This window comes from Streptomyces sp. NPDC046349, assembly GCF_055587885.1.
In genome coordinates this window covers 526,633-553,110 of record NZ_JBVJFK010000002.1, presented here as the reverse complement: position 1 = coordinate 553,110, position 26,478 = coordinate 526,633, and the positions used below count along the sequence as shown (strand labels likewise).

Genomic DNA, 26,478 nt, shown 5'->3' with positions numbered 1-26,478 from the left:
GGCAGGCGGCTAGGGCGCGGCGTGGTCGCGCCGCGGCTCGGCGTCGTAGGGCTCTTCGGAGTCCGATCCGCACAGCTCGGTGTTGATCTCCTCGACCAGCTTGATCAGATCGGTCGGCCGGTCGGGCCCCCACCAGTCGCCGAGCAGTTCGGCGAGGGACTCCTGTCGGGCAGCGCTGAGCTTCGCGGCGGCCTCGCTGCCCTGCTCGGTCAGCACCAGCGGCAGACCGTCCCGGACGGCGAGCCCGCGCTCCTCGACCTGGCGGGCGGCGTCCGTGATGACCTTCACCGGCACGTTGACGCGCTCGGCGAGCAGTGCCGGTTCTGCCGAGCCGTATTTGTTGATCCGCAGCAGCAGCCAGCTGGAGGCGGGCAGCAGGTCGTAGCCGGCTTTCTCGGTGATCTTCTCGTAGACGTGGCGTCGGCCCTCGCGGGTCCCGAGGACGGACAGCGCGCGGGCGACCTCGTCGCGGGAGGAGCGCTGCACGGGGTTGGAGGCCAGGGTCTCGGTCACATCGGGTGCGGTGACGGAGGCGCGGAGCTTGTCCTCCTTCAGGAAGCAGGCGAGGACGAAGGCGATGAGGACGATGGGGACGGCGTAGAGGAAGACGTCGGTGATGGCGGTGGCGTAGGCGTCGAGCACGCGGGGGCGGAGGTCCGCGGGGAGCGCGCTGATGGCCCGGGGGTCGGCCTCGAGCTGGGGGATGCCCGCGTCGGCGGGCAGGGTGACGCCCGTCAGGGAGGCGGCCAGGTTGTCGTCGAGCTGGTTGGTGAAGACCGTGCCGAAGATGGCGACGCCGAAGGAGGCGCCGATGGAGCGGAAGAAGGTGGCACCGGAGGTGGCGACGCCGAGGTCGGCGTAGCTGACGGCGTTCTGCACGACGAGCACGAGGACCTGCATGACCAGGCCGAGTCCGGCGCCGAAGACGAAGAAGTAGACGCTCATCTCCCAGGTGGAGCTGGTGCGGTGCAGCTGGTGGAGGAGGAGCAGGCCGATGGCGGTGACGGCGGTGCCGGCGATCGGGAAGACCTTCCAGCGGCCGGTGCGGCTGACGATCTGACCGGAGGCCGTGGAGGAGATCAGCATGCCGATGACCATCGGCAGCATGTGGACGCCGGACATGGTCGGTGAGACGCCCTGGACGATCTGCAGGAAGGTCGGCAGGTAGACCATCGCCCCGAACATCGCGAAGCCGACGACGAAGCTGATCGCCGAGCAGAGGGAGAAGGTGCGGATGCGGAAGAGCTTCAGCGGCAGGACGGGTTCGGCGGCCTTGCGCTCGACGAGGAGGAAGGCGGCGAGCAGCACGACGCCGAGGACGGCGACGCCGATGATCCGGGCCGAGCCCCAGCCCCAGGTGGCGCCGAGGGAGGCGACGAGGACGAGGCAGGTGGCGACGCTCGCGATGAGGAAGGTGCCGAGGTAGTCGATGGTGTGCTTCGAGGGGCGTGCCGGGATGTGGAGGGCGGCGGCGATGACGACGAGGGCGACGAGACCGATGGGGAGGTTGATGTAGAAGACCCAGCGCCAGGAGAGGTTGTCGACGAACACGCCGCCCAGGAGGGGGCCGAGCACGCTGGTCGCGCCGAAGACGCCGCCGAAGAGCCCCTGGTACCTGCCTCGTTCGCGGGGCGGGACGATGTCGCCGACGATCGCCATGGACAGCACGATCAGTCCGCCGCCGCCCAGGCCCTGGAGGGCACGGAAGCCGATGAGCTGGGGCATGTCCTGGGCCAGTCCGCACAGCGCCGACCCGATCAGGAAGAGGACGATGGCGTACTGGAAGAGCTTCTTGCGGCCGTACTGGTCGCCGAGCTTGCCCCACAGGGGCGTGGCTGCGGTGGCGGCGAGCATGTAGGCGGTGACGACCCAGGACAGGTGGGCCATGCCGCCGAGGTCGCTGACGATGGTCGGCAGGGCGGTGGAGACGATGGTCTGGTCGAGCGCCGCGATCAGCAGGCCCAGCAGCAGGGCGCCGATGGGGACGAGCACCTCGCGGGAGCTCTGCTCGCCCGACGGCCCGGGCTGCTGCGGGCCGCGAGCGGGGTCCACGGCACCTTTGGTCGCATCCTGAGCCATCGATTCCTCCTCCGGCCGGATCAACATTTCCATCCTGAGCGGTGTGTCCGGTTATGGCCTCTCGGGCGGTTGGGTGGGGCGCGGCGGGTCTGCATAATCGCAGGCAATAGCCAGGGAGGGAGTCCCAGTGAACGGTGAGCACTGTCCAAATTGCGACGCCGCCGGCGCCGCCTGCGGGTGTGCACCGGGTGTGGCCTTCAACCCTCTGCGCATCCGTCCGTACGTGACGTTGCCCGATCCGGGCGAGCTCGCCGGGGAGCCCGCGCCGCCGTCACCGCAGCCGGTGGCGGGGGTGGTGTCCCCGCCACCGGAGGCCTCGGCGCAGCCGATGCGAGCGGAGGACGACACCCCCGCTTACGGGATGCCCGTGGCACCCGCGGCCGGCCCGTGGCAGGACGGCCCGTGGCAGGCGGGGCCGGCGCCTGCGCCGCACCCGGCGGACACGGTCCAGCTCCACGCGGTCCCGGCGGCCGTTCCCGCAACCGGCGGAGGAGGGGGCGGGGGCCCGGAGGGGCGGTCCGGTTCCGCTTCCCGCCGCCGCCCGCTGGCGGTGCTGCTCGGAGCAGCGGCGGTGGTGGCCCTCAGCGGCACGGCGGTGGCGGTGTGGGGGCTGCCGTCCTCCTCGGAGAGCGATGCGGCCCTGCTGGACGCGAAGGCGTCGGCTCCCGCGGTGAGCGCGGCTCCGGTCGCGCCGTCGGGCAGCCCGAGCGGGAGCAGTGCGTCCCCGTCCGCTTCCGCGTCGCGGAGCGCCTCGAAGTCGGCGACGCCGTCCGCGTCCCGTTCTCCGAGCGCGTCCCGTTCTGCTCCGCCGTCGCCGAGCGCGTCGCCCAGCGCGAGCCGTTCCGCCGGCCCGACGCAGCCCGCGCAGGCCCCGGTCCTGCGCTACGGCGATTCGGGTCCGGAGGTGGAGAAGCTCCAGCGGCTGCTGGCGGCGGAGGGCCTGTACCGGGGCAGGTTCCACGGAAGGTTCGACTCGCGGGTCGAGGACGCCCTGTCGACGTTCCAGTACTACAACGGGATCGACCACCAGGAGTGGGGCGTCTACGGCCCCCTCACCCGCGCGGCACTGGAGGGCTAGGCGACGCGAGCTCGGGAGCGGGCAGGACGACGAGCCTCGGGACGACGGGCCTCGGGACGACAGGGATCGGGCGTCGGGGCGAGCCGACGGGTGCCGGGGCGAGCCGACGGGTGCCGGGGCGACAGGGGTCACACCTCCGCGAGTGGCGCAGTCCGCCCAAAGTTTTGTATCGTGATGGAACAAAGTGGTTCCGTCCTCACTCCCTGACCGGTGGACGGAACCACTTGTTCTCTTTTCCCGCCCGTCTGGAGCCCCGTCGATGCCGGCCAGCACCACCACGACCACCGCACCCGTAGCCCTCACCGCCAAGGCCTTGCTCCTTGACATGGACGGCACGATCGTCAACTCCGACGCGGTGGTCGAACGCTGCTGGCGCGACTGGGCCCTCTCCCACGGGCTGGACCCGCAGGAAGCGCTGAAGGTGGTCCACGGCCGGCAGGGCTACGCCACCATGGCCGTACTCCTGCCTGAGCGCCCCATGGCGATCAACCTCGCCGAGAACGCGGAGATGCTGGCGCGCGAGACGGCCGACACCGACGGTGTGGTCCCGGTCGCGGGCGCGCAGGCCTTCATGGCCGCGATCGGCGGCCTGCCGCACGCCCTGGTCACGTCCGCCGACGCCACCCTGGCCACCGCCCGGATGACGGCGGCCGCACTCCCGATGCCCGAGGTGCGGGTCACGGCCGAGTCCGTCGCGGCCAGCAAGCCGGACCCCGAGGGCTTCCTCAAGGGTGCCGCCGCGCTGGGAGCGGACCCGGCCGACTGCATCGTCTTCGAGGACTCGGCCGCGGGCATAGCCGCCGGCCGGGCTGCGGGCATGCGCGTGATCGGCGTGGGCCCCCGGGCCGCCGCGCACGGCCCGACGGTGCACGTCCCGGACCTCACGTCCCTCGACGTCACGGCCGAAGCCGACGGCTCGATCCGCATCACCCTGCGGCCGGAGCCCAAGGACATGCCCGCGCTGTAGCGCCGGCCCCGACGGCCGGGGGCCTGCTGGGCCCTGGAGCCCCTGGCTCGCATTTCCCCGGGTGGACGCCCGGCTCCAGCGCCCTTCGATCACCGCATCTGACGCCTCCCCGCCCACCTCGCGGCGGGGGCGCCTGAGATCGATGCGGCGAGGCCGCGAGGCCCACCGTTCCGACCCGGCCCGGCCTACTGCCCCACGCGCCCGTCGATACGTTCCCGCAGGAAGTCCGCGTGGCCGTTGTGGCGGGCGTACTCCTCGATCAGGTGGACCAGGACCTCGCGGAGTTCCATCGGCTCGCCGCCGCAGTCGCCCGTGACGTCCAGGCCGGGCGCCTGCGCGACGAACTGTTCCGCGAAGGCGACCTCGGCCCGCCAGGTCGCCCACGCCTCCACGACCAATTCCGGGTCGGCCGCCACAGCGGTGAACTCCCCGGCGGGTTCCTCCTGCGAGCGGTAGTGCCGGCGTACGTCCTGGCCCGCCATGACCTGCCGGAACCAGTACTGCTCGACCCCCGCGAGGTGGCGTACGAGTCCCAGGAGGGACAGGTCGGACGGCTCCACGGAGCGCCGTGCGAGGGCCTCTGCGTCGAGGCCCGCGCACTTGAGCTCCAGCGTCAGCCGCTGGTCGGTGAGGTAGCCGATGAGCACGTCCCGCTCGCCGCGGAAGCCCCCGTCGGTGCGCGGGTCCGCGTCGGGGTCGACGAACATGTTGGACCAGCCGAAACGGCGGTCCGGGGCGCGTTCGGGGCCGGGGACGGGGCCGGTGGAGGAGGTCGAGTCGATCACGCGCAGAGCGTGCCGCTCGGGCGCACCGTCCGCAACGGAGTTTCCGCCGCCGGAGCCCGGGCCGGTCCCGCCCCTCTCCCCCGCCGGTTCCCTCAGCCCGCGCAGGTGTCCAGCCCGCTCAGCCGGCGATGGCCTCGTACAGCGAGAACCCGGCCAGCGCCGCCATCACGGTGGCTGCGATCTTGGTGATGAGTCGCAGCGGCACGTACTTCATCAGGGTGCGGCCGCCCAGGATGCCGATGCCCGCGACCGCCCACAGCGCCAGCACTGCGCCGAGGCCTACGGAGACGGGGTCGTCGTACCGGGCCGCCAGGTTGGCGGTCATGATCTGGGTCAGGTCCCCGAACTCCGCCACCAGGATCAGCATGAAGCCGGCTCCCGAGACCTTCCAGAACGACTGGTCGGCGGGCGGCTTGATCTCTTCGTCCCCGTCGTCCTTCTTCAGGAGCAGCATGGCCGCGCCCAGGAGGAAGAGGATGCCGACGACGGCCTGGACGAGGCGGTGCGGGAGCAGGGTGAGCACGCTGCCGGCGGCGATGGCGAGCGCGACGTGCACGGCGAAGGCGGCGGCCACGCCCGCAAAGACGTAGGAGGCGCGGTAGCGCGTGCCGAGCATCAGGCCGGCGAGGGCCGTCTTGTCGGGGAGTTCGGCAAGGAAGACGACGCCGAAGGCGATCGCCGTGATGCTGAAGCTGAACACGGGGGTGGAACCTCGATCGGTCGGGCAGGGCGCCATCGGTACCGAGAGACCTGGGATGTGTCAGGGGTCGCTTCGGCTCGGCGGCGCCCTGGCTTGCGCGTGCGCGTACGGAACGCGCCCACGACGGGACAGGACACTGCGGCCGAAGGTCTCGCTGGCCTGCCGCTGCTGCTGTGCGGCCTGCCTCCGGGCGCCGGCTGGATGACCCAGCAGTATGTCGACGGTCCGGCGAAGAGCTACTCCCCTTCTGCTCCGGACAGATTACGCGACGTCGGCGGCCGGCCGGAATGGGTCTTTGGTCCCGCCCTGTGCCGCCCTGCCCCCGCCTCGCGTCCGCGTCAGCCGTCCGACGACTGCGGAATCTCAACTTCCATTTAAATCAGGGGCCTTGCGCGGCTTGATGTGACGTGCCCATGTCGCCACGCTGTCACCTGGCGCCCATCCCCTCGCAACCCGATGGCGCCAGCATGGCCACGCCCCGCCGGGGCGAATCGGCCTGACCCCCCGCACCCAGGGAGCCCCTCATGGCACTCATACCCAGCGTCTACGCGCGTCGCATTGGCGTGCTCGCGTCAGCAGCCTCGCTGGCCGCGCTCACCTCTCTCCTCAACGCCCCGACCGCCCAGGCCGCCCCGCCCGCCCCCATGAGCGCCTCGGCCGCCCGTGCGTACCTGGCGACGGTCACCCCGAAGGCGGAAGGATCCACCAGCGGGTACAGCCGCGACCTCTTCCCGCACTGGAGCACCGTCTCCGGCTCCTGCAACACCCGCGAGACCGTGCTGAAGCGGGACGGGGTGAACGTCGTCCAGGACTCCTCATGCGCCGCGGTGAGCGGGCGCTGGTACTCGGAGTACGACGGTGCCACCTGGACGGCCGCCTCGGACCTCGACATCGACCACGTCGTCGCGCTCGCCGAGGCCTGGCGTTCCGGCGCCTCCTCCTGGACCACGTCCAAGCGCCAGCAGTTCGCCAACGACCTCAGCCGCCCGCAGCTCATCGCGGTCACCGACAACGTCAACCAGGCCAAGGGCGACCTCGACCCCGGCAAGTGGCTGCCGCCGCGGGCCGCCTACCACTGCACGTACGCGCGCATGTGGGTCAACGTGAAGCAGTACTGGGGTCTGAGCATGGACTCGGGTGAGAAGACGGCCCTGGTCAACGTGCTGAACGGCTGCTGACCGACCTGACCGGCGGCCGACCGGCGACGGGCCGGAGCCGGACCGTCGCCTACCCGCCCGGCCGTCGGCCGGCCCCCGCCCGCCGCACCGGTCGATCTTTCCCCCGCCAGGGGGAGGCGTGGCTCCCCCTCCCCGTCGTAACGTGATCGAAGGGGCTACGGAGGAGGGGGAGTTGCATGGCCGGATTGCGTCTGGGGCCGCTGCTGCGCCACGTCGACTGGGAAACGGGTGGATCGGCCACCGTGTGGGTCGAGACGGACCGCCCGTGCACGGCCGAAGTGCGGTGCACGGGTGGGGCCGGCGGCAGCGCGCGGACGTTCCAGATAGCCGGCCACCACTACGCGCTGGTGCCGGTGACGGGCCTGGCCCCGGGCACCACGACGCCGTACGAGGTGCTGCTGGACGGCCGCCAGGTGTGGCCGCTGCCCGACAGCGGCTTCCCGCCGAGCACGATCACCACTCCGGCCGTGGCGGGCCCGGGCCGGCCCGGGCCCGGGCTGCGTGTCACCTTCGGCTCCTGTCGGCAGGCGGCGCCGCCCGCCGGCCGGCACGGGCCGCACGGGCCGGACGCGCTCGACACCCTCGCGGCGCGGCTGGCCGCCGACCCGGAGGCGGAGCGCCCGGACCTCCTGCTCCTGCTCGGTGACCAGGTGTACGCCGATGCCCTGTCGCAGGAGACCCGGCAGTGGCTGGCCGCCCGGCGGGATCTGCGGGAGCCGCCCGGCGCCCAGGTCGCGGACTACGAGGAGTACACCCGGCTGTACTACGAGTCCTGGCTCGACCCGGAGATCCGCTGGCTGCTGTCGACGGTGCCGAGCCTGCACATGTTCGACGACCACGACGTCATCGACGACTGGAACACGAGCGCGGCGTGGCTCGCGGAGATGCGGGCCACCCCGTGGTGGCGGGAGCGCGTGCTCAGCGGCCTGATGTCGTACTGGGTGTACCAGCACCTGGGCAATCTCTCGGCCGCGGAGCTGGCGGCGGACGGGCTGTACGAAGCGGTCCGCAAGGACCCCGACGGCACGGACGCGCTGCGGGCCTTCGCTTCGGCGGCGGATGCCGATCCGGCCACGGTGCGCTGGAGCTACCGGCGCGACTTCGGGCGCACCCGGCTGCTGATGGTGGACACGCGGGCCGCCCGGGTACTGGCCGAGGACGGGCGGGCGATGCTCGATCCGGCGGAGCAGCAGTGGCTTCGGGACAATGCCCTCGCCGGACACGGGGGCTACGACCACCTTCTGATCGGGTCCTCGCTGCCCTGGCTGATGCCGCCGCTGATCCATGATGCGGAGACGTGGAACGCGGCGCTGTGCCGCGGGGAGCGCGGGCCGCGGTGGGCTCGGATCGGTGAGGACCTGCGGCGGCGCAGCGATCTGGAGCACTGGGCGGCGTTCCCGGCGTCGTTCGCGGCGCTGACGGATCTGATCGAGGAGGTGGGTACGGGCCCCCGGGCGCCGGCGACGGTGTGCGTGCTGTCGGGGGACGTGCACCACGCCTATGTGGCCGAGCCTCGAATACCGAGTACGGCGCGGGTGTTCCAGCTGACGTGCTCGCCGGTTCACAATTCCATTCATACCGTGGTGAAGTGGGGTTTCCGGCTGGGCTGGTCGCGGACGGGCCGATGGCTGGGGCGCGGCTTCTCCCTGCACGGGCGGACGGGTCGGCCGCCGCTGAACTGGCGGCGTACGGGGGGGCCCTGGTTCGGTAACCAGCTGATGACGCTGGCGTTGTCCGGGCGGACGGCGCGGCTGCGACTGGACCAGGCGCGCAAGAAGCGTGGCCGGGCCGGGTTGGTGACGGTGCTGGACCGGGAGCTCACGGCGGCGGAGTAGCGGCGCGCCGGTCGCAGGGCCGCCGGGTCGGTGGCGTGGCCGGGGGCGGTGGCGTGGCCGGGCTAGGGGCCGGCCGGTGGGGCAGCGGCGGGTCGACCCACCGTGGTGTGCGTTCCGCCCCGGGCGCCCGGGGCGGGAGTGCCGGGCGTACGCTGTATGGCTGTCAGCCGCCCCTGCCGCTCCCCCGCGACGTCGCGGCGCTTCATGCCGCAGCACGTCAACCGGACTGGGGAGTCCCGCTTTGCTTGAGACGCTGGGGTCGCTGACCGCGAGCCCATGGATCTACGCCCTGGTGGCGGTGTCCATCCTGCTCGATGTCTTCCTTCCGGTGCTGCCGAGCGGGGTCCTGGTGATCACCGCCGCGGCGGCAGCGGCTGCCGCCGGGGCGGCGGGACCGGTGCAGGTGCCGGGGCCCGAGCAGGTGCCGGACATCCTGCTGCTGCTCGTGATCGCGACCACGGCATCGGTGCTGGGCGACATGGCCGCGTACCGGCTGGGCCGGCGCGGCGGGGCCCGGCTGGACCGGGCCATCGCCCGCTCCCGCCGGCTCACGCGCGCCCAGGAGCGCCTTGGCGCGGCCCTCGCGCGTGGCGGCGGCGCCCTCGTGGTGATCGCCCGCTTCGCCCCGGCGGGCCGCTCGGTGGTGTCCCTGGGCGCGGGCAAGACCCAGCGCAGGGTCGCGGAGTTCCTGCCCTGGTCTGTCCTGGCGGGCATGGCGTGGGCCGGCTACAGCGTGGCCCTCGGCTACTTCGGCACGCAGTGGCTCGGCACCCAGTGGCTCGGCACCGCGGTGTCGATCGTCGCGCTCTTCGCCGCGGGCGCACTCGCGGCCTTCCTCGTACGCCGCCCGACCCCGGCTCCGGCCGCGACGCCCGCGGCGTAGGGGCGGGCAGGGGCGTCTGCCGGATCCGGCAGGCAGCGAGCCCGGCGGGCTCCCCCGGGTGGAGCAGCGACTCACCCGTTCACCCGCCCCCGATCGCAGTGCGCGGGCATCGCTCCTAGCGTCCGGAGAACGGTGCGCAACCGAATCCGCGTCACATCCGTGGCCTGGCCGCGCCGTTTCGAGGAGCCGAGGAGTTCTCTCCATGCCCGCCACGCCGCTCGCCCAGCCGCCGGCCGCCGCACCCCACCCGCGGTCCGCCGCTCCGCGCCGTCTGATGACCGCCGCGGCCGCCACCCTCATCATCGCCGCTGCCACACCCCTCACGCTCGCCCACGCCGCGCCCTCCGCCAGCGTCTCCCCCACCACGGTCGCCCCGGGCGGCCGGGTCGCCCTGAACGTCGAGGGGTGCGGGACCAAGGTCGCCCGGGTCACGTCGACCGCGTTCAACGAGGTACGGCTGACCCCCGGCAACCTCGAGGCCACCAACCTGTTCGGCAGCGCCACCGTCTTCTCCAACGCCGGCCCCGGCGCGCACCGCGTCGTCTTCGAGTGCGGCGGCCCGGGCGGCCAGAGCGTCACCGTCTCCCTCCAGGTCACCCCCGGCGCCGCGCGCGGCGGAACGGGCGGCAGCGTCGGCTCGATGAGCAAGACCCAGATCGCCGTCGGCGGCACCCTCGCCGTCGCCGCCCTGGTCGGAGGGGTGTGGGTGCTGCGCCGGCGCGCGGCCGCGTAGGCGGGGCCCGGCCTGGCCCGGCCGGGGATCAAGCGGGGGCGGTCTGCCCCCGTACGTGCACTCCGTCGAGCAGGGCCGCCGTGGCCTCGGCGACGGCGTCCACCGCCGCGTCGAAGACCTCGCGATTGTGCGCGGCGGGCACCCGGAAGCCGGACACCTTCCGTACGTACTGCAGGGCGGCGGCCCGGATCTCCTCCTCGGTCGCCTTCTCGGGGATGGCGGGCGGACGAAGGGTCTTAATCGATCGGCACATGTCTCCACTATCCCGCTCACCGGGGCAGTTCGGCCCCGGAAAGCTTCATGATCAGACCGGCCTGAAGGCGGGCCCTCAGCTCCGGGTCGTCGACGGTCTCCAGCAGTCCGATGGCCTGCTGGGTCGTCTCGGCGGCCCGGCGGTCGTCGCGCAGCGCGGCGGTCTGGTCGGCCATGTGCTGCAGGGCGATGTCGGCCCGGCGGTGGAAGAGCTGCCCGACGAGGGTCGTGACCAGCCCGGTCGCGCTGGTGACGATGCCGAGGTACAGCTCCCCGCCGGCTTCTGCCTTCCGGACGGCGAGCCCGATGCCGAGGAGCAGGATCGCCGCGCCGGCGCCGGCGAAGCGCTGGCTCGTTCCGAAGCTGCTGCGCGCCTGCGTGAGCCCGTAGGCGTAGTACTCCACGAGGATCGGGGTGAAGTCGTCCCGCCGGTCGCCGAGTTCCGCCGGCGGGTGGCCCGTCCGGATGCCGCCGACGTCCTCGAACTTCCGGGGGCCGGGCAGGGCGGTGGCCGGCCCGGCGGTTTCGGTGGTGAGGTGGGCGAGCAGCCGCTCGCGCTCCTCGTTCCTCTTCCGCTCGAAGCCCCCGCCGAGGGAGCGCTCCGTAACCACCACCACCAGCACGGCCGCGACCGCCGCGGCGGCCACCGCACCCCATGCGAGCCAGTCGCCCATCCTCCGACGATCCCACGCCGCGGTGCGGCGGCCAAGAGGACGGGGCGGCGCTGATGCGGTTGCCTCCGCCCGCGCCTAGACTGGCGGCGTCATGAAGGTCACCGAGAGTAGGGAGACTGTCACCATGGCCAAGCGAGGCAACAAGAAGCGGGCCCGCAAGAAGAAGAAGGCCAACCACGGCAAGCGCCCCAACGCCTGAGCCGACCGAAAGACCCCCGACCCCACCGGGCCGGGGGTCTTCGCGCGCCGGGGAATCCGCGGCCGTCAAGTCACGGCTTTCCCTGTCACGCGATCCAGTGGCATGACCCACGTCTGCGTTCCGGGGCGTAATGGCGGAAACGCAATTCCGCCCGCACCACCTTGCCGGTGCGGCCCGCCAGAAATGATGTGACAGTCATGCTCGCAACCCCCTCCTACCCCCTGCGTGTCGAGGCGACGCTGGACCCGCGGCTCACGCGATGGATGTGGACGGTGAAGTGGATATTCGCCGTCCCGCACTACATCTGCCTGCTCTTCCTGCAGATCGCTTTCCTGCTGGTGAGCCTGGTCGCCTTCGTCAGCATCCTCGTCACCGGCCGCTATCCACGGCCGCTGTTCGATTTCAACGTCGGCGTCATACGTTGGCACACGCGCGTCCATTACTACTGTTCCATGGTGCTCGGCACCGACGAGTACCCGCCGTTCACCCTCAAGGACGTGCCCCGATACCCGGTACGCGTGGACGTCGCGTATCCCGAGCGGCTGTCCCGCGCCCTGGTCCTGGTGAAGTGGCTCCTGGTGGTCCCGCAACTGCTGGTCATCGGCGTGCTGGTCACCAGCGGCTGGACCACGTACCGGTACATCGACGAATACAGCCCGTTCTCCGGCCTCATCGGCCTGCTGTCCCTCGTCGCGGTGGTGAGCCTCTCCTTCACGGGGCGTTACCCGCGGGGCCTCTTCGACTTCCTCATGGGCCTGTTCCGCTGGACCCTGCGGGTGCTGGCCTACGCGTCGCTGATGACGGACAAGTACCCTCCGTTCCGCCTGGATGCGGGCGGCCCCGACCCCACCCCGGCCTGACGCCCCCCGAGGGCCACGCGAAGACGAGCGCAGCGCCGTCGGCAACGACCGTGATCCGACGCCCTGCTGAACCGCTCGGGGCTTCCTTCGTCAACGAGCGCCTTCGACGGCCCCCGAGGTGGCTCGGGAGGGCGCTCCACGGCGCGTCGCGCTCCAGAGGCGGCGGTTGCCTTCCGCCTCCAAGCACCACGACGCCCAGCACTACCGCACCTCTCCAACACGAGCCCATCGGGCGGCACATGGCCGCGGCAGGCGCGGCCAGCCTTTGGCTCATGCCCGACATCGAGCCGACGGCTCCCGAAGCCGAGCGGGCCGCAGGACGTGGCGCACTCCGGCTGGACCCCGAGGACCTGCGGCGGCTCGCATCCCACTGCTGCTGTTCCGACGACACCCCCGAGGAAGAGCGTGAGCAGTGTGGCCGCATCCGCTTCCGGGCGTCGGCTGCGCTCCACCAGCACGGTCCGAGCGGATGCCGATGATCCGCACCCTCGTATCCGGGATGCCGACCAGGCAGCCGTCCCCGACCCGCAGGTCCCACGGCCCGGCCCGTAGGACATCTCCGACCCGGAAGTCCCGAGGCGGCGCGTCCCCGCCCACGCTGCCGTCCCGTCCACCGCCGTGCCGCGCACTCGGTGAGCGGGCGGTTGCCGTCATCTGAAACCGCCAAAGGCCCCCAACCAAGATCGGTTGGGGGCCTTTTGACTGGTGGGCGCGGACGGTTTCGAACCGCCGACATCTGCTTTGTAAGAGCAGCGCTCTACCCCTGAGCTACGCACCCGTGGATGAGTGGACAGCCTACATGGCGGGCGCACCCCCCACGCAAACCGGTTCCCGTGGGAGAGAATGGACCGGGGCATGGCGGACACGTACGGGAGAGGGACTGTGACGACGGCATCCCGGCGATGGTTCGGTGGGCGGGACGAGAGTCGGCGGGCGGATGCTCAGGCTGCCAAGGACGCCGCCGCGGCCGCGTTCTACGAGCTGGACACGGCGCAGCGGGATCTGCGCATCTCGATCGAGACCATCGCCGCAGCGGACGGGTCGCCCGCGGCGCGGCAGGCGACCGAGGGGTTCGCCGCGCTCGGGCAGCGCATCGACCAGGTCAGCCACGTCTACATCGAGGCGGTCGACGCGCATGACCTGGACCGGGCGGAGTTGGAGGCCTCGGTGGCCACGCGCGCACGGGACGAGCTGATGCGCGCCCGGGACGAACTCGTGCGGGTCAAGGGGGAGCTGGAGCGGTTCGCGCAGAGCCTGCAGCCGTTGTTGGACAAGGCCGAGACGCAGCTCGCACGGGTCGCGCCGGCCCGGGAGCGGGCCAGGGCCGCGCTGATCGCGGCCAGCGACGCGCTGGACGCCGTACGGGCCAAGGGGATGCGGGCCGACGACCTGGCGGCGCGGCTGGCGGCGCTGGGGCCGGAGCTGACCAAGCTGAACCAGGGCGCGGCGCGGCACGGGGTGCAGGAGACGGTGCAGCGTGCCGACCGGATCCTGCGCGACGCGGAGGCCATACGGGCCGAGGCGGCGCGGCTGCCCGAGCGGGCGGCGGAGATCGACCGGCGGCTGGTGAGCCTGCGGACCCGGGCGCAGGCGTTGCGCAATCGGGCGGACCGGGTGGATCCGGTGCTGAGCGAGCTGCGGCGGCGGTTCACCGCGGCGTGCTGGCAGGATCTCCAGCACGTGCCGGACGAGGCGGTGCGGGACGTGTCGCGGGCCGAGGGGCAGCTGCGGGAGGCGGGCGTGGCCCGGGACGAGCAGCGCTGGGCGGATGTCGGGGCGCTGATCGAGGCGGTCCGTGGTGCGCTGGACGCGACGGACGAGGCGGTGTCGGCGGCGCAGGACCGGTTGACGCGGCTGGAGGCGGTGGCGCGGGACCCGCAGGCGGAGGTGGACCGGACCCGGTTCGCGATCCGGGACGCCCAGCGGCTGGCGATGGCGGGCCGCACTGTGCCGGATCCGCGGCATGCGCGGCCGTTGGACGATGCCGTGGCGCGGGTGGGCCGGGCGTTGGAAGGGCTGGAGGGCCTGCACCCTGACTACTGGGCGTTCCTCCAGGAGATGGAGGCGGTACGGGCGTCCGTGAACCGGGTGGTGACCGGGATCCGGGAGGAACTGGGCCACGGCTAGGCCATCGCCCTGCTCCGTCCCGGCCGCCCGCGCCTCTGCCGGTCTCCGCCTCTGCCTCCGCCTCTGCTTCTGCCTCTGCCTCTGCTTCTGCGGCCCTCGCCCTCTGCTTCTGCGGCCCTCGCCGGTCGTCGCTGGTTGTCGTGGGGCGTCCGGCGACGGATGCTGGAGGGTACGGGGCGGAGCAGAGGAGGCCTCCATGGCTGCCCACACCTTCCACAAGCCGCGTGCGTCGCGGGTACCCCCGGTGTCCCACGCCCCGTATGCGCCGCATGCGGCGTACGGGTGCACCGAGCCGCATGAGCATTACGCGCCGTACGTGGCCCACGAGCCCCACGAGCCTCGTGAGGGTGAGGACCCGCACCTGGTGGCGTGGCTCGTGCAGCACGCCCTGCATCCGGTCAATGCCCGGCTCGACGAGCATCTGCCCACCGATCACAAGCTCAGCCAGGTGTACCGGGTCGGGGCGGGGCTGACCGGTGTGCTGCTGGTGGTCTTCGGGATCCTGGGTCTGGTCGACCGGATCGGGTTCTTCGACACGGGTGGCGACACGGTGCTCGCGCTGAACACCAACGGTGCGCTGAGCGTCCTGTCGATCTGTATCGGGGGCCTGCTCATCGTCGGGATGGTGGTGGGCGGGACCTTCGCGTCGACGCTGAACATCGTGCTGGGCGTGTCGTTCATCGCGAGCGGGTTCGTGAACCTCGCGCTGCTGGACACGGGGCTGAACTTCCTGGCCTTCAAGATCCAGAACGTGTTGTTCAGCTTCGTCGTCGGCGTGATGCTGATGTGGTTCGGGATGTACGGGCGGGTGGGCAGCGCGCTGCCGCACGACAATCCGTACTGGCGCGCCCGCCACCCCGAGCAGGCGGCCCGGGAGGACCGTGCGCGGCTGGCGCGGACGCGGCTCGCGCGCCCCGACACCGTCTGAGGGCTGTCCGGGAGTCGTAGCGCGCAGGCGGCGGACGCGCTTAGCCTGTGCGCATGCCTCGTTACGAATTCCGCTGCCGGACCTGCGACGACACCTTTGAGGTCAGCCGCCCCATGGCCGAGTCCTCCGCCCCCGCCGACTGCCCGGCCGGGCACGCCGACACCGTCAAGCTGCTGTCCGCCGTGGCCGTGGGCGGGTCGAGCAGCGCCCCCGCGGCCGCGCGTCCCATGGGCGGCGCGGGCGGCGGGGGCTGCTGCGGTGGTGGCGGCTGCGGCTGACACTGCGGTTACGGCTGCGGCTGCGGCTGCGGCTGCGGTCCTGCGCTACCGCTTGCGCGAGAGTGTCAGGCCGTCCGAGATCGCCAGCAGGACGGAGTCCATGCGCGGGTCCGCCGCGACGTGGTCGTTGAAGGCGCGCACGCCCGCCGCCGAGCCGGTGGCCGATTCGTCGAGGACCGTGCCGTGGAACAGCGTGTTGTCCGTGACGATCAGTCCGCCGGTCCGGAGCCTCGGGACGAGCTCCTCCCAGTAGGAGATCTGGCTCTCCTTGTCGGCGTCCACGTAGGCCATGTCGATGTGGGGCTCGGCGGGCATCGCGCGCAGGGTCTCCAGGGCCGGCGCGATGCGCAGCTCGATGCGGTCGGCGACGCCGGCTTCCTCCCAGGCCTCCTTGCCGTACGCCGTCCACTCCTCGGAGACGTCGCAGGCGATGAGGCGGCCGTCGGGCGGCAGTGCCTGGGCCATCGACAGGGCCGAGAAACCGGTGAAGGTGCCGACCTCGACGATGTGGCGGGCGCCGGTCAGGCGGACGAGGAAGGCCAGCAGCGGCCCCTGCTCCTCCGCGGACTGCATCCCGGCGACGTCGGGGAACGTGGCGTACGTCCTCGCCACCAGCCCCCGCTGGACGGCGTCCAGCGGGGGGTTGTGGTCGAGCATGTACTGGTACAGCTCGTCCGTGATCTTCGTGCTGTTGCCTTTGCTCATGCGTCCAGTCTGCCGAGCCGCCCGGTCTCGCAGGCGAATGCGCGCACTATTTCCTCGCCGGCCAGGACCCCCGCCTCGGCGAGAGCGGTCACCGAGGGCGCCGTCCAGCGCGCGTCGGCCAGTTCGCCGTGGCCGGGGCGCCAGGCGGCGTCGGCGGCCAGCAGCAGGTCGGCGTCGAGGAGCGAGTCGCCGGCGGCCAGGGTCGTGGTCGCTCCGGTGCGGCGGGCGACCTCGCGCATCGCCGCGCTCTTGGTGAGCGGGCCGGGCACGGCGTAGATCTTCCGGCCCTGGAGGGAGACCGTCCAGCCGCGCGCGCCGGCCCACTCGGTCAGGGACTTGAGCCATTCGTCGGGGACCAGGGCGCGTTCGACGACGAGGTAGGCGAAGAGGTCCTCCGCCACCCGGGCCTTGCGCAGCCACGCCGGGTCGGCGGCGGACAGCAGGTGGTCGTGGACCTCCTCCAGCGGGGCGCACTCCTCGGCGAGGCGGGCCGCGACCTGCCGCCGCCAGTCGCGGTCCGGCATGCCGTCCACGAGGAGCTGCCCGCCGTTGGCGCAGATCGCGTACCGGGCTGGGCGGCCGGGGAAGCGGATGCGCTGGTACTGCTTGCGCGTGCGGGTGGTGGTGGGGACGAAGACGACGGACGGGTCCTCGGTGAGTTCCGCCAGCAGCGCCGCGGCCGTCTCCGTCATGTAGGACAGCGGCCTGCTCTCGTGGACCTCGACGCACAGCAGCCGCGGGGCCACCGGGTCCGGCATGGTCAGACCGAGGGCGGCCGTCGAGTAGATGAGCGTACGGTCGAGGTCACTGGCTACGAGGACAGTCACTTGGAGGCCACAGCCTTTCCGTCGGCGCCGGTGGCGCCGCGCGTGTATCGGGGGTGGATGAGCCCGACGCAGGTGTAGGGCAGCCCGTCGACCTCTTCCACCGGGACGCCGCGCTGCTCGGCGAGCAGCCGTACGTGGTCCAGGTCGGCCCCGGCGCCGCGTTGCGCCAGGATCTTCCACGGCACCCGGCGCAGCAGTACGCGGGTGGTCTCGCCGACGCCGGGCTTGACGAGATTCACGTCGTGGATGCCGTACTCCTCGCTGATCCGCTCGACGGCCGCCCAGCCCTCCCACGTCGGCGTGCGGTCGGCCGCGAGGAGCTCCTTGACCTCCTCGTCGACGGCGTCCGCCACGTCGTCGAAGTGGGCGGCGACGGCGTCGACGAATTCGACGGAGACATCGGCTCCGGCGAGCTCGCGGTAGAACTTCGCGCCGTGGAAGTCGGCGGGTCCGACCAGGTCGGACCTGAGAACCGTACGCGAGATGAGTCCGGACACGGTGGAATTGAGACAGGCGGAGGGGATCAGGAAGTCCTCCCGGGTGCCGTAGGTCGGCACGCAGGAGCCGGGGTCGGCGAGGACGACGATCTCCGGGTCGAAGCCCGGGAACTCCCTCAGGGCCTCCTTCAGCTCGCGGGTGATGGCCCCCTTGCCGGTCCAGCCGTCGACGAATACGACGTCGGCGGGGTCGTGGTGGGCGGCCAGCCAGCGCAGGGCGTTGGCGTCGATACCGCGGCCTCGCACGATGGAGACGGCGTAGTGCGGCAGGTCCAGGCCGTGCCGGGCGCGGGCCCAGCGGCGCATCAGGACGCCCACGGGGGTGCCGGCGCGGGCCAGGGAGACCAGGACCGGGGAGGGTGAGCGTTCGGCGAGGACGGTCTCGGTGACCGTGCCGACGGCGCGGGCCACGCGGGCGGCGGAGGCGGTCAGGGCGCTGCGGTAGAGCTCCTGGTACTGGGGCGAGGGCTGGTACTCGACGGGCAGGGACTCGGCGTAGTGGGCGCCGCCGGCCTGGATGGCCTCCTCGCGCTCCTCGGTCGGGGCTTCGAGCTGGACACCGGAGAGGTCCTGGAGCAGCCAGCCGACGTCCTCGGGGGCGTAGGAGGAGAAGGCGGGGCCGCGCAGGGGCTCGGTCATGATCGGCTCCTGCCGGTGGTCGGGGGTACCGGCGGACGTGCCGGACGGTGGGGAAGGTGTCCGCGGAACGTAGGAGGGGACGACGGCCAGCACGAGGCGGCCGGTGTGCGGGGCGAGGGCCGCGAGGAGTCCCGTGTGCAGTTCGGGCATGTCGCCGGCCGAGTCCACGACGGCGACGACGGTGTCGAAGCCGGCGGTGTCCGAGGCACGGGCCACGTTGTAGGCGTAGCGGTCGCCTGGGCCGTCGGCGGGGGTGTCGTGGGCCGGGAAGACGAGCCGGGTGCGGATGGCGTAGCCGGGGTCGTCCACGGCGAGCACCGGGGAGCGGGTGGTGGTGGAGAAGCGGACCTCGTCGGCCGCGCCCGTCGCCTCCAGCTCCTTGGCGAGGCGCAGCGGCACGTACATCAGCTCCTCGTTGCCGAGTACGAGGACGCGTCCGGGTGCGGTGCCGAGCGCGGCCGTGAGCCGGGCGGTGAGGTCCGGCAGGGCGGCCTCCAGGCGCTGCCGGTGCGCGGGGGTGAAGCCGTGGCGGCCGCCGTCCGGGAGGCCGTGCGGCCAGTGCAGGTCGACGCGCAGGACGGGTCGCGGGCCGCCCCCCGGCCCGGCCGTGTCCGTCGCGGCGGACGGTGCGTACTCCTCGACCAGCGCTCGTCCCTTGGCGAGGACGCCGTCCGGGAGGGTGACCGTGCCCGAGGCGAGGGCGATCAGGTCCACCCGGGCGCCCAGCTCGGCGGCGAAGGCCGTGAGGCGGTCGCGGTCGGCCGGGGAGCGCATGTCGACGAGGGCGACGACCACGTAGTGCGAGCGGGGGTGGCGGGCGTGCAGGTCGCGGATGGTGTTGAGGACCGTGTTGCCGGTGGAGAACTCGTCGTCGACGAGGACGAGCGGCCCGTCGCCGGCGAGGAGCGCGGGGTTCTCGGGCAGCAGCAGGTGGGAGGTGGCGTGCGAGTGCGCCTCCTCGAAGCCGCCGGCCGCCGCCACGCCCGGCACGGGCCGCCGGGTGGAGTGCAGGTACGGGGCGGAGCCCAAGCCGTCCGCGACGCAGTGGCCGAGCCCGGTGGCGGTCTCGGCGTAGCCGAGGACCACGGCCGTCGCCGCGGCGTCGTCGCCGAGCAGGGCCCGTACGCGTGTGCCGAGCCCGTATCCGGCGGCGTACACCGTGTGCGGGGACTGCGGGACGTGCTTGCCCAGCACCTGTGAGACGAGCAGGTGTGCGCGCTTGGGGTTGCGCCGCAGGGCCAGCCCGAGCAGGTCCGTCAGCCGCGGGCTCAGCCGGGGGCCCGGCCGCGGGCCCCCTTCGGAGTCGTGCAGGGCGACGCCCAGCCGGTCCGCGACCCAGGTTCCCGACCACACCTCGTCGATCGTCTTGCCCTTCCTCGTCGTCTGCTTCGGCACCGGCCCGCTCACACCTGGAGACCGGCCGTGAGCAGGTCGACGAAGCCGACCTGCTCCTTCGCCACACCGAAGACCTCGGCGCGCAGCATGGTGCGCTCGGCCCAGGCCCGGTGGGGCTTCACCTCATTCATTTTGTTCGTATAAGCGGATCGCATCACTCCGCCGCCGCCGCGCTCGGGCCGCAGGATGTCCTGGGCGTCGCAGAACTCCTCGTGGGAGACGACCGACAGGGCGTGCACGGGCGGGACGTGGGCGGGGTGGATACAGGTCTTGCCGAGCAGCCCGTTGGCCCGGTCGAGCTCGATCTCGCGCAGCAGCCCGTCCAGGTCGTGCTCGATCAGCGCGGTGCGCAGTTCCTCGACGCCCTCCTCCAGGAAGGGGCTGCGGCGCAGCTGGGGCTTGAAGAGGCGCTGCTGGCTGCGGAAGTACTCCCAGACGGGGCCGGTCACGGTGAAGCCGGTGCCGTCGGCCCTGCTCAGGACGTTGACCACGTCCGCGATGACGCCGGCGACTATCTGGACGTCGTAGGCGGTCATGTCGGGGGTGCGGCGCAGCCCGTAGGCGGAGCAGAAGTCGGTCACGCCGAGACGCAGCGCCAGGACGCGCTCGCGGTGGCTGTTGACCGTGCGGGAGATGCCGGCGAGGGCCTCGACGCGTGTTTCGAGGTGGAGGAGCTCCGGGGTCTCCAGGACGGGCATGGCATACAGCCGGTCCCGTCCGCTCGCGGCCTCCGCCTCCGCGACGGCTTCGAGGAAGGGGATGCCGCGCCGCTCGTCGAACTTCGGGAGTACGAATCCGGCCAGGTGCCGCACCGAGCGGCCCAGGCGGCGCGCCAGGTCCGGTATCTGGTCGGGCGTGCGGACGCGGATGAAGAGCAGGGGGAGCTCGCCGGCGTCGCCGTCGAGGTCGGAGAACTGGCGGACGAGGTTCTCCTCGGCCCCGACGACATCGGCGTCGCTGATGGAGTCCTCCAGGCAGAGGACCATGGAGACGACTCCGCGGCCTGCCTGCTTGCGGATGTCCGCGGCCAGCGCGGGGCGGGTGGCGGGGCTGTAGAGGGTGGCTCCGAGGGCCGCCGCGAGGACGCGGGCGGGCGAGGCCCCGGTGAATTCCGCCGGTTCCTGGTGGAAGAGGTCCTTACGGACCGTGGGCGATACGTGCCCAAAGTGACGCATGTGCTTCCCCCGTACAACCTCGGCGGCCCAACTGGCATGGCCGGTAATAGTACGTACGAACGTGAGTCAAGAGTTCCTCAAGCACATGAAGTTCAGGTAACCCTCTTGCACCATGCCCAGCTCTCGCGATCGGTACAAGGGCTACGGGGGGCCGCATTGTCCCGCTCCACCCCGGGAGGGCAGGATGACATGCATGACGCACGCGATGCAGAAGGGCTCGAACATCCCGGTGGCCCCCGTGGCGGTCCGGGCGGTGCTGCGCTGGACCGGCGGCCCCCAGGTGCCGGACGTGGACGCCTCGGCGCTGCTGGTGGGCCCGGACGGCCGGGTGCGTTCGGACGAGGACTTCGTCTTCTACAACCAGCCCCGGCACCCCTCGGGGGCCGTCTGGCGCCTCGGCAAGAAGCAGATCGGCGACGCGATCACCGACGCCGTCCAGGTGGACCTGCGCACGGTGACGCCGAGCGTGGACCGGATCCTGGTGGTCGCCTCGGCCGAGGACGTCCCCTTCGAGCGGGTCCGCGACCTGCGGATCCTGCTCTACGACGCCACGGCGACCGGCGGCTCCGAGCCGCTGGCCTACTTCGACGTACGGCCCGAGACCGGCGCGGAAACGGCGCTGATCTGCGGGGAGCTGTACCGCCGGGGCGAGGGGTGGAAGTTTCGGGCGCTCGGCGAGGGCTACTCCGACGGCCTGGTCGGCCTGGCGACCGACCACGGGATCTCGGTCGACGAGAACGCCGCCGAGCCCGACACGGGCGCCGGTGCCGGCGCCGCGGCCGCCACGGCGGGCCCCGTCTCCGAGCAGACGGCCCTGATGGCCCCGCCGACGCAGGCTCCGCCGACCGCCCAGCCCGCGTACGGCTACCCGCAGCCGGTGTCCCCGGCTCCGGTGCCGGGTCCGGGCGGCGACCCGTCCTTCCGGCTGCCGGCGCAGGGCCCGCAGTTCATCCGCCGGTGAGGGTGGTCGGCGCGGGGCCGGGCGCACAACCGATTCCGGTGCCCCGGGCTTCCGAGGGATCCGGGGACGTCCCGGTCTCAGGGAACACCCGGGGCTCAGGGAACACCTGGGGCTCAGAGGGCCCAGCGGGCTCCGCTCACCTCTTGCTGCTTTTGTAGCCCCGCCCCCACTGGAGCCCCCAGCCGTACAGCCGGTCCAGCTCCGACTGGAACCCGTAGACGAACTTCACCTCGCGCTTGACGACGAGCTCGCCCTTGGCCTTTTCCAGGGAGACGACGGCACAGGAGCGGGCCTGCGGGTGCCGCTCGTCCAACGGGATCTCGATCCTCGGGCCCGTCACGGGGTAGAGGGTGACCATGGCGTGCGTCCGGTCGAAGGCCGGGGTCTGGTCGTAGATGTAGACGAAGACCAGCAGCCGCTTGATCTCGTCGGCGTGGTCGAGGTTGATGTAGAGGGTCTCTCCCGACCCCGAGCCGAACCGGTCGTCGCCGCTGAGCTTGACGTACGGCGGGTCGTTGAGGTCGCCCAGCAGGTTGCCCAGCGGCTGGACGGCGCCGCGGGTGCCGTCGGTCAGTTCGTACAGGCAGCCCATGTCGAGGTCGACGTTGACCATGCCCTGGGTGTGCGCCTGCACCATGTCCGGCTTGAACAGCTGGAACGGGTGGCGGAAGAGCTGGCCGCTCTGGCCGGAGCGGCCGCCGATATCGGAGGTCCGCATGCGCCACGACAGGTTGACCCGCAGATTGCCGTGGACGGCGCCCTGCCTGGTGAGCGACACCGTCGATTGCCGCTTGGTCAGCTCGATCGCGTTCGACGAGGCACTGCCCGACTGGAACTGCACGGCCCGACTGCCCAAGATGCCGTCGAAGAAGCCCATCCCTACCCCCTGGTCCTGATCCCCTGGTCCCCGCGAAGACTACGGAAACGGGGCGGCCCGCCGGGTCCGTGAACCCGGCGGACCGCCCCGCAGTGGAGCGTTCCGCATTAACGCCGCGGTCATGCCTCGGCGGTGGAACCCTCGAGCTCCAGGCGCTTGTTGCGGCGCACCGAGGACCAGAAGGAGGCCGCGATCAGCACCACGCCGATGAGGCCGGTGATGATCTCGCTGATCTCGTGCTGGATGGTGACCAGCAGGATGACGGCGAGCGCGCCGATCGCGTAGTGCGCGCCGTGCTCCAGGTAGACGTAGTCGTCCAGGGTGCCCTGGCGGACCAGGTAGACCGTGAGCGAACGGACGTACATGGCTCCGATGCCGAGGCCGAGCGCCATCCAGAAGATGTGGTTGGTGATGGCGAAGGCGCCGATGACCCCGTCGAAGGAGAACGACGCGTCGAGGACCTCGAGGTAGAGGAACAGGAAGAACGCGGCCTTGCCGGCCAGGCCGACTGCGGAGACGGGCTTGCCCGCGGCCTTGGCCTTCTCCTCCTCCTCGTGCTCGCGCTCCTCTTCCTCCTCCAGCTTGTCCTCGAAGTACGAGGACAGGCCGCCGACGATCAGGTAGGTGATCAGGCCCGCGACGCCGGCGAGCAGCACGGTGGCGGACTTGTCCGCGTGGCCGGTGCTGGTGTGGGCGTTGACGGCGAAGGTCATCGCCGAGACCAGCAGGGCGATCAGGGCGATGCAGACCGACAGCATGTCGACCTTGCCGAGCTTGGCCAGCGGACGCTCCAGCCAGGCCAGCCACTTGTGGTCGCGGTCCTCGAAGATGAAGTCGAGGAAGATCATCAGCAGGAACATTCCGCCGAACGCGGCGATGGCCGGGTGGGCGTCGGTGACCAGGGCCTCGTACTGCTCGGGGTGGTCCAGGGCCAGCTCGATCGCCTCGATGGGGCCGACCTTGGCGCTGATGGCGACGATCGCCACCGGGAAGACCAGCCGCATACCGAAGACGGCGATCAGGATGCCGATGGTGAGGAAGATCTTCTGCCAGAAGGCATTCATCTTCTTCAGGATTCCGGCATTGACGACCGCGTTGTCGAAGGACAGCGAGATTTCGAGGATCGACAGGATCAGTACGACCCCGAACGCCTCCCACCCCCACTGCCACGCGGCAAAGGCGAGGCCGAGCGCCGTGATGGCGAACGACCAGCCGAAGGTTTTCAGAACCACTGGCACCTGGCACCCCATGCGTCTTGTAAGGCTTTACGAAACGTTGACCCCGAAGTCTAGAGCGATGCCCCGGAGCCCCGACGCGTACCCCTGCCCCACCGCCCGGAACTTCCATTCGCCGCCGTACCGGTAGACCTCACCGAAGATCATCGCCGTCTCGCTGGAGGCGTCCTCGGAGAGGTCGTAGCGGGCCAGTTCCTGACCGTCGGCCTGATTGACCACGCGGATGAATGCGTTGCTGACCTGGCCGAAGCTCTGTCGGCGGGCGTCCGCCTCGTGGATCGAGACCGGAAAAACGATCTTGTCCACGTTCTCCGGCACCTTGGCCAGGTCGATGATGATCGACTCGTCGTCGCCGTCGCCCTCGCCCGTGAGGTTGTCCCCCGTGTGTTCGACGGAGCCCTCGGGGCTCTTCAGGTTGTTGTAGAAGACGAAGTACTCGTCCCCCAGCACCCTGCCGCCGTTGCAGAGCAGCGCGCTGGCGTCGAGGTCGAAGTCGGCTCCCGTGGTCGAGCGCGCGTCCCATCCGAGACCGATCAGAACCCTGGTGAGGTTCGGTGCGGCCTTGGACAGGGAGACATTGCCCCCCTTGGCGAGTGTGACGCCCATGTTGTGGTCCTCCCCGGACGACGGTGCGGCGATGTGGCGGTGGTGCGGTGAAGCGGGCGGAGCAGCGGTGCGGTGGAGCGGTCAGGCGGACGGGACAGCGATGCGGTGGTGCGGGGGAAGCGCGTCCGGCGCCGTACACACAGTGCACGGCGCCGGACGGACGAACTGCTCTCGGACTCAGACGTTGACGCCGAAGTCCTGCGCGATGCCGCGCAGGCCGGAGGCGTAGCCCTGGCCGATGGCGCGGAACTTCCACTCCGCGCCGTTGCGGTAGAGCTCGCCGAAGACCATGGCGGTCTCGGTCGAGGCGTCCTCGGAGAGGTCGTAGCGGGCGAGCTCGGTGTTGTCGGCCTGGTTCACCACGCGGATGTAGGCGTTGCGGACCTGGCCGAAGCTCTGCTGGCGGGTCTCGGCCTCGTAGATCGAGACCGGGAAGACGATCTTTGCGACGTCGCCCGGGACACCGGCGAGGTTGACCTTGATCGCCTCGTCGTCGCCCTCGCCCTCACCGGTGGTGTTGTCGCCGGTGTGCTCGACCGAGCCGTCGGGGCTCTTCAGGTTGTTGAAGAAGACGAAGTTCGCGTCGCTGGCGACCTTGCCCTGGTCGTTGGTCAGGATCGCGCTGGCGTCGAGGTCGAAGTCGACACCGGTGGTGGTGCGAGCGTCCCAGCCCAGACCGACGATGACCGCCGTCAGGTTAGGCGCGGCCTTGGTCAGCGAGACGTTGCCGCCCTTGCTGAGGCTGACTCCCACGGGTCCTCCATTGGGTTCTGTGTGGGGCGGTGCCCCGTCGTGCGGTTGCTACCGGATCAACGTTTCGATCCTAGTGACGGGTTCCCGCCTGTAAGCGGTTTTCGCAGGGAACTGCACGTAACGGACCGTGCAGGCGCACTCAGAGGCTGTCGAGCGCCTTGAGGTACTCGTTCAGGTCACGCGCGTCGGGCAGTCCGTTGACGACAGTCCAGCGCACCACGCCGTCCTTGTCGATGATGAAGGTGCCGCGGACCGCGCAGCCCTTGTCCTCGTCGAAGACGCCGTAGGCGCGCGAGGTCTCGCCGTGCGGCCAGAAGTCCGACAGCAGCGGGTACTCCAGGCCCTCCTGCTCGCCGAAGACCCGCAGGGTCGGCACGGAGTCGTTGGAGACGGCGAGGAGCTGGACGTCGTCGTTCTGGAAGCGCGGGAGCTGGTCGCGCAGCTCGCACAGCTCGCCGGTGCAGACGCCGGTGAAGGCGAACGGGTAGAAAAGCAGCACCACGGCCTTCTCCCCCCGGAAGTCGGAGAGCCGCACGGTGGCGCCGTGGTTGTCCTTGAGCTCGAAGTCCGGGGCCTTGTCGCCGACCTCGATCGCCATCTCTCGTTTCCCTTCGTTCCCGCATCCCCGCGTTGGGCTGTTCGGGTGAGTCACAGCCTAGATCCTGACCGGGCGTCCCCGGGTCCGTGAAACGCGTGGAAGGCACGAAACGCACACACCCCGCCGACCGGGGTCACCTGGTCGGCGGGGTGTGGAAGCGTGTCCGCTCGGCAGCGGGCGCGGCTCAGCGCTTGGACTTGGCGGCGGTCTTGGGCGTCACCAGCTTGGTGGCGGCCCATTCCTTGCCGACGCTGACGCTCCTGGTCTGCGAGAGGCCGGCGGTCTCGGCGGCCTCGCTGATGTCGCTGGCCTCGACGTAGCCGTCACGGCCCGTCTTGGGGGTCAGCAGCAGGATCAGTGCGCCGTCCTCGACCAGCTCGGTGGCATCGACCAGCGCGTCCGTCAGATCGCCGTCGTCCTCGCGGAACCACAGCAGAACCGCGTCGGCGACGTCGTCGTACTCCTCGTCGACGAGTTCGCCGACGAGTTCTTCGACGAGGTCACGGAATTCCTGATCGACGTCGTCGTCGTAGCCGATCTCCTGGACCACCTGTTCGGACTGGAAACCCAGCCGGGCGGCCAGGCTCTCCGCGTGGTCCGCGGTCGCGCTCACGGGGTGCCTCCTGCTCATGTTCGGTGAATGTCTTCGGCGGC

Annotated in this window: 27 protein-coding genes and 1 tRNA gene; 12 read left to right on the top strand and 16 right to left on the bottom strand. The window is 71.5% G+C overall.

What is annotated here, in order from left to right:
• Positions 1-9 precede the first annotated feature (9 nt).
• Complete coding sequence (locus tag ACZ6JS_RS06185) at positions 10-2,079, bottom strand: DHA2 family efflux MFS transporter permease subunit (RefSeq protein ID WP_469296120.1); 2,070 nt, start codon at positions 2,077-2,079, stop codon at positions 10-12.
• 190 nt (positions 2,080-2,269) lie between these two features.
• Here ACZ6JS_RS06185 and ACZ6JS_RS06180 point away from each other — a divergent pair, with 190 nt between their 5' ends.
• Positions 2,270-3,157, top strand: coding sequence for a peptidoglycan-binding domain-containing protein (locus ACZ6JS_RS06180; protein WP_469296118.1), 888 nt, complete (start codon positions 2,270-2,272; stop codon positions 3,155-3,157).
• 259 nt (positions 3,158-3,416) lie between these two features.
• Complete coding sequence (locus ACZ6JS_RS06175) at positions 3,417-4,124, top strand: HAD-IA family hydrolase (RefSeq protein WP_469296117.1); 708 nt, start codon at positions 3,417-3,419, stop codon at positions 4,122-4,124.
• A 185-nt stretch (positions 4,125-4,309) separates the two neighbouring features.
• Here the strand turns inward: ACZ6JS_RS06175 and ACZ6JS_RS06170 are convergent, their stop codons facing one another.
• Both ACZ6JS_RS06170 and ACZ6JS_RS06165 read right to left on the bottom strand, forming a co-directional pair.
• Positions 4,310-4,831 (bottom strand): DinB family protein, encoded by a 522-nt coding sequence (locus tag ACZ6JS_RS06170; protein ID WP_469296430.1) that lies wholly within the window; start codon positions 4,829-4,831, stop codon positions 4,310-4,312.
• A gap of 196 nt (positions 4,832-5,027) precedes the next feature.
• Positions 5,028-5,645: a TMEM165/GDT1 family protein gene (locus ACZ6JS_RS06165; RefSeq protein WP_469296116.1), complete on the bottom strand. Its 618-nt coding sequence runs from the start codon at positions 5,643-5,645 to the stop codon at positions 5,028-5,030.
• Positions 5,646-6,142: 497 nt separating this feature from the next.
• Between ACZ6JS_RS06165 and ACZ6JS_RS06160 the strand changes: the two genes are divergently transcribed.
• The 4 genes from ACZ6JS_RS06160 to ACZ6JS_RS06145 all read left to right on the top strand — a co-directional run bounded on the left by ACZ6JS_RS06160 (position 6,143) and on the right by ACZ6JS_RS06145 (position 10,238).
• The gene (locus ACZ6JS_RS06160; protein ID WP_469296428.1) at positions 6,143-6,787 is read left to right on the top strand and encodes an HNH endonuclease family protein; all 645 of its coding nucleotides are present in this window, start codon (positions 6,143-6,145) and stop codon (positions 6,785-6,787) included.
• 176 nt (positions 6,788-6,963) lie between these two features.
• Complete coding sequence (locus ACZ6JS_RS06155; RefSeq protein WP_469296114.1) at positions 6,964-8,622, top strand: alkaline phosphatase D family protein; 1,659 nt, start codon at positions 6,964-6,966, stop codon at positions 8,620-8,622.
• Positions 8,623-8,863: 241 nt separating this feature from the next.
• Positions 8,864-9,505, top strand: a complete 642-nt coding sequence (locus tag ACZ6JS_RS06150; RefSeq protein ID WP_469296113.1) for a DedA family protein — start codon at positions 8,864-8,866, stop codon at positions 9,503-9,505.
• A gap of 202 nt (positions 9,506-9,707) precedes the next feature.
• On the top strand, positions 9,708-10,238 hold the full coding sequence (locus tag ACZ6JS_RS06145; RefSeq protein WP_469296112.1) for a hypothetical protein: 531 nt from the start codon (positions 9,708-9,710) through the stop codon (positions 10,236-10,238).
• Positions 10,239-10,266: 28 nt separating this feature from the next.
• Here ACZ6JS_RS06145 and ACZ6JS_RS06140 read toward each other — a convergent pair whose 3' ends face one another.
• Complete coding sequence (locus ACZ6JS_RS06140; RefSeq protein ID WP_400744692.1) at positions 10,267-10,491, bottom strand: DUF2277 domain-containing protein; 225 nt, start codon at positions 10,489-10,491, stop codon at positions 10,267-10,269.
• 16 nt (positions 10,492-10,507) lie between these two features.
• Entirely contained in the window at positions 10,508-11,164 is a 657-nt protein-coding gene (locus tag ACZ6JS_RS06135) for a TRADD-N-associated membrane domain-containing protein (protein WP_469296111.1), read from the bottom strand.
• A 124-nt stretch (positions 11,165-11,288) separates the two neighbouring features.
• Between ACZ6JS_RS06135 and ACZ6JS_RS06130 the strand changes: the two genes are divergently transcribed.
• Both ACZ6JS_RS06130 and ACZ6JS_RS06125 read left to right on the top strand, forming a co-directional pair.
• Positions 11,289-11,363 (top strand): 50S ribosomal protein bL37, encoded by a 75-nt coding sequence (locus tag ACZ6JS_RS06130; RefSeq protein ID WP_099895366.1) that lies wholly within the window; start codon positions 11,289-11,291, stop codon positions 11,361-11,363.
• Between the two features lie 197 nt (positions 11,364-11,560).
• A complete protein-coding gene (locus ACZ6JS_RS06125) occupies positions 11,561-12,223 on the top strand; it encodes a DUF4389 domain-containing protein (RefSeq protein ID WP_469296110.1) in 663 nt (220 codons plus the stop codon).
• A gap of 703 nt (positions 12,224-12,926) precedes the next feature.
• Here the strand turns inward: ACZ6JS_RS06125 and ACZ6JS_RS06120 are convergent.
• Positions 12,927-13,001: transfer RNA gene (locus tag ACZ6JS_RS06120), tRNA-Val, on the bottom strand.
• Positions 13,002-13,066: 65 nt separating this feature from the next.
• On the opposite strand from ACZ6JS_RS06120, the gene ACZ6JS_RS06115 reads away from it, so the two are divergent.
• From ACZ6JS_RS06115 to ACZ6JS_RS06105, 3 genes are all read left to right on the top strand, one after another.
• Entirely contained in the window at positions 13,067-14,350 is a 1,284-nt protein-coding gene (locus ACZ6JS_RS06115; protein WP_469296109.1) for a hypothetical protein, read from the top strand.
• A 196-nt stretch (positions 14,351-14,546) separates the two neighbouring features.
• Positions 14,547-15,278 (top strand): DUF4383 domain-containing protein, encoded by a 732-nt coding sequence (locus ACZ6JS_RS06110; RefSeq protein WP_469296108.1) that lies wholly within the window; start codon positions 14,547-14,549, stop codon positions 15,276-15,278.
• 53 nt (positions 15,279-15,331) lie between these two features.
• Positions 15,332-15,556 (top strand): FmdB family zinc ribbon protein, encoded by a 225-nt coding sequence (locus ACZ6JS_RS06105; protein WP_031145967.1) that lies wholly within the window; start codon positions 15,332-15,334, stop codon positions 15,554-15,556.
• 45 nt (positions 15,557-15,601) lie between these two features.
• On the opposite strand, the gene ACZ6JS_RS06100 is transcribed toward ACZ6JS_RS06105, so the two are convergent.
• The 4 genes from ACZ6JS_RS06100 to ACZ6JS_RS06085 are packed head-to-tail and all read right to left on the bottom strand — an operon-like array spanning position 15,602 to position 20,794.
• On the bottom strand, positions 15,602-16,261 hold the full coding sequence (locus ACZ6JS_RS06100; protein ID WP_469296107.1) for an O-methyltransferase: 660 nt from the start codon (positions 16,259-16,261) through the stop codon (positions 15,602-15,604).
• Complete coding sequence (locus ACZ6JS_RS06095; protein WP_469296106.1) at positions 16,258-17,088, bottom strand: HAD family hydrolase; 831 nt, start codon at positions 17,086-17,088, stop codon at positions 16,258-16,260. Before ACZ6JS_RS06095 ends, ACZ6JS_RS06100 begins: the two co-directional genes overlap by 4 nt.
• Complete coding sequence (locus ACZ6JS_RS06090) at positions 17,085-19,619, bottom strand: phosphoribosyltransferase (RefSeq protein ID WP_469296104.1); 2,535 nt, start codon at positions 19,617-19,619, stop codon at positions 17,085-17,087. The genes ACZ6JS_RS06095 and ACZ6JS_RS06090 overlap by 4 nt, the downstream gene beginning before the upstream one ends.
• An 8-nt stretch (positions 19,620-19,627) precedes the next feature.
• Positions 19,628-20,794, bottom strand: coding sequence for an HpcH/HpaI aldolase/citrate lyase family protein (locus ACZ6JS_RS06085; RefSeq protein ID WP_469296102.1), 1,167 nt, complete (start codon positions 20,792-20,794; stop codon positions 19,628-19,630).
• Positions 20,795-20,987: 193 nt separating this feature from the next.
• Here ACZ6JS_RS06085 and ACZ6JS_RS06080 point away from each other — a divergent pair, with 193 nt between their 5' ends.
• Positions 20,988-21,755, top strand: a complete 768-nt coding sequence (locus ACZ6JS_RS06080) for a TerD family protein (RefSeq protein WP_469296101.1) — start codon at positions 20,988-20,990, stop codon at positions 21,753-21,755.
• Between the two features lie 136 nt (positions 21,756-21,891).
• On the opposite strand, the gene ACZ6JS_RS06075 is transcribed toward ACZ6JS_RS06080, so the two are convergent.
• From ACZ6JS_RS06075 to ACZ6JS_RS06050, 6 genes are all read right to left on the bottom strand, one after another.
• Positions 21,892-22,632 (bottom strand): TerD family protein, encoded by a 741-nt coding sequence (locus tag ACZ6JS_RS06075; protein WP_469296099.1) that lies wholly within the window; start codon positions 22,630-22,632, stop codon positions 21,892-21,894.
• Positions 22,633-22,751: 119 nt separating this feature from the next.
• The gene (locus ACZ6JS_RS06070) at positions 22,752-23,864 is read right to left on the bottom strand and encodes a DUF475 domain-containing protein (RefSeq protein ID WP_469296427.1); all 1,113 of its coding nucleotides are present in this window, start codon (positions 23,862-23,864) and stop codon (positions 22,752-22,754) included.
• Between the two features lie 33 nt (positions 23,865-23,897).
• Positions 23,898-24,473, bottom strand: a complete 576-nt coding sequence (locus tag ACZ6JS_RS06065) for a TerD family protein (protein ID WP_469296097.1) — start codon at positions 24,471-24,473, stop codon at positions 23,898-23,900.
• 177 nt (positions 24,474-24,650) lie between these two features.
• Positions 24,651-25,226: a TerD family protein gene (locus ACZ6JS_RS06060; RefSeq protein WP_030657021.1), complete on the bottom strand. Its 576-nt coding sequence runs from the start codon at positions 25,224-25,226 to the stop codon at positions 24,651-24,653.
• Positions 25,227-25,365: 139 nt separating this feature from the next.
• Complete coding sequence (locus ACZ6JS_RS06055) at positions 25,366-25,824, bottom strand: peroxiredoxin (RefSeq protein WP_469296096.1); 459 nt, start codon at positions 25,822-25,824, stop codon at positions 25,366-25,368.
• A 184-nt stretch (positions 25,825-26,008) separates the two neighbouring features.
• Positions 26,009-26,437 carry a DUF3052 domain-containing protein gene (locus tag ACZ6JS_RS06050; RefSeq protein ID WP_030841248.1) on the bottom strand — a complete coding sequence of 143 codons (429 nt, stop codon included), beginning with the start codon at positions 26,435-26,437 and terminating at the stop codon, positions 26,009-26,011.
• Between the last annotated feature and the right edge of the window lie 41 nt (positions 26,438-26,478).

Bases quoted from the DNA above. Each gene is read 5' to 3' on its own strand.
- ACZ6JS_RS06185 (WP_469296120.1), bottom strand. From the start codon at position 2,079: ATGGCTCAGGATGCGACCAAAGGTGCCGTGGACCCCGCTCGCGGCCCG.
- ACZ6JS_RS06175 (WP_469296117.1), top strand. From the start codon at position 3,417: ATGCCGGCCAGCACCACCACGACCACCGCACCCGTAGCCCTCACCGCC.
- ACZ6JS_RS06170 (WP_469296430.1), bottom strand. From the start codon at position 4,831: ATGTTCGTCGACCCCGACGCGGACCCGCGCACCGACGGGGGCTTCCGC.
- ACZ6JS_RS06165 (WP_469296116.1), bottom strand. From the start codon at position 5,645: ATGGCGCCCTGCCCGACCGATCGAGGTTCCACCCCCGTGTTCAGCTTC.
- ACZ6JS_RS06155 (WP_469296114.1), top strand. From the start codon at position 6,964: ATGGCCGGATTGCGTCTGGGGCCGCTGCTGCGCCACGTCGACTGGGAA.
- ACZ6JS_RS06145 (WP_469296112.1), top strand. From the start codon at position 9,708: ATGCCCGCCACGCCGCTCGCCCAGCCGCCGGCCGCCGCACCCCACCCG.
- ACZ6JS_RS06140 (WP_400744692.1), bottom strand. From the start codon at position 10,491: ATGTGCCGATCGATTAAGACCCTTCGTCCGCCCGCCATCCCCGAGAAG.
- ACZ6JS_RS06135 (WP_469296111.1), bottom strand. From the start codon at position 11,164: ATGGGCGACTGGCTCGCATGGGGTGCGGTGGCCGCCGCGGCGGTCGCG.
- ACZ6JS_RS06125 (WP_469296110.1), top strand. From the start codon at position 11,561: ATGCTCGCAACCCCCTCCTACCCCCTGCGTGTCGAGGCGACGCTGGAC.
- ACZ6JS_RS06115 (WP_469296109.1), top strand. From the start codon at position 13,067: ATGGACCGGGGCATGGCGGACACGTACGGGAGAGGGACTGTGACGACG.
- ACZ6JS_RS06110 (WP_469296108.1), top strand. From the start codon at position 14,547: ATGGCTGCCCACACCTTCCACAAGCCGCGTGCGTCGCGGGTACCCCCG.
- ACZ6JS_RS06105 (WP_031145967.1), top strand. From the start codon at position 15,332: ATGCCTCGTTACGAATTCCGCTGCCGGACCTGCGACGACACCTTTGAG.
- ACZ6JS_RS06100 (WP_469296107.1), bottom strand. From the start codon at position 16,261: ATGAGCAAAGGCAACAGCACGAAGATCACGGACGAGCTGTACCAGTAC.
- ACZ6JS_RS06085 (WP_469296102.1), bottom strand. From the start codon at position 20,794: ATGCGTCACTTTGGGCACGTATCGCCCACGGTCCGTAAGGACCTCTTC.
- ACZ6JS_RS06080 (WP_469296101.1), top strand. From the start codon at position 20,988: ATGACGCACGCGATGCAGAAGGGCTCGAACATCCCGGTGGCCCCCGTG.
- ACZ6JS_RS06075 (WP_469296099.1), bottom strand. From the start codon at position 22,632: ATGGGCTTCTTCGACGGCATCTTGGGCAGTCGGGCCGTGCAGTTCCAG.
- ACZ6JS_RS06065 (WP_469296097.1), bottom strand. From the start codon at position 24,473: ATGGGCGTCACACTCGCCAAGGGGGGCAATGTCTCCCTGTCCAAGGCC.
- ACZ6JS_RS06055 (WP_469296096.1), bottom strand. From the start codon at position 25,824: ATGGCGATCGAGGTCGGCGACAAGGCCCCGGACTTCGAGCTCAAGGAC.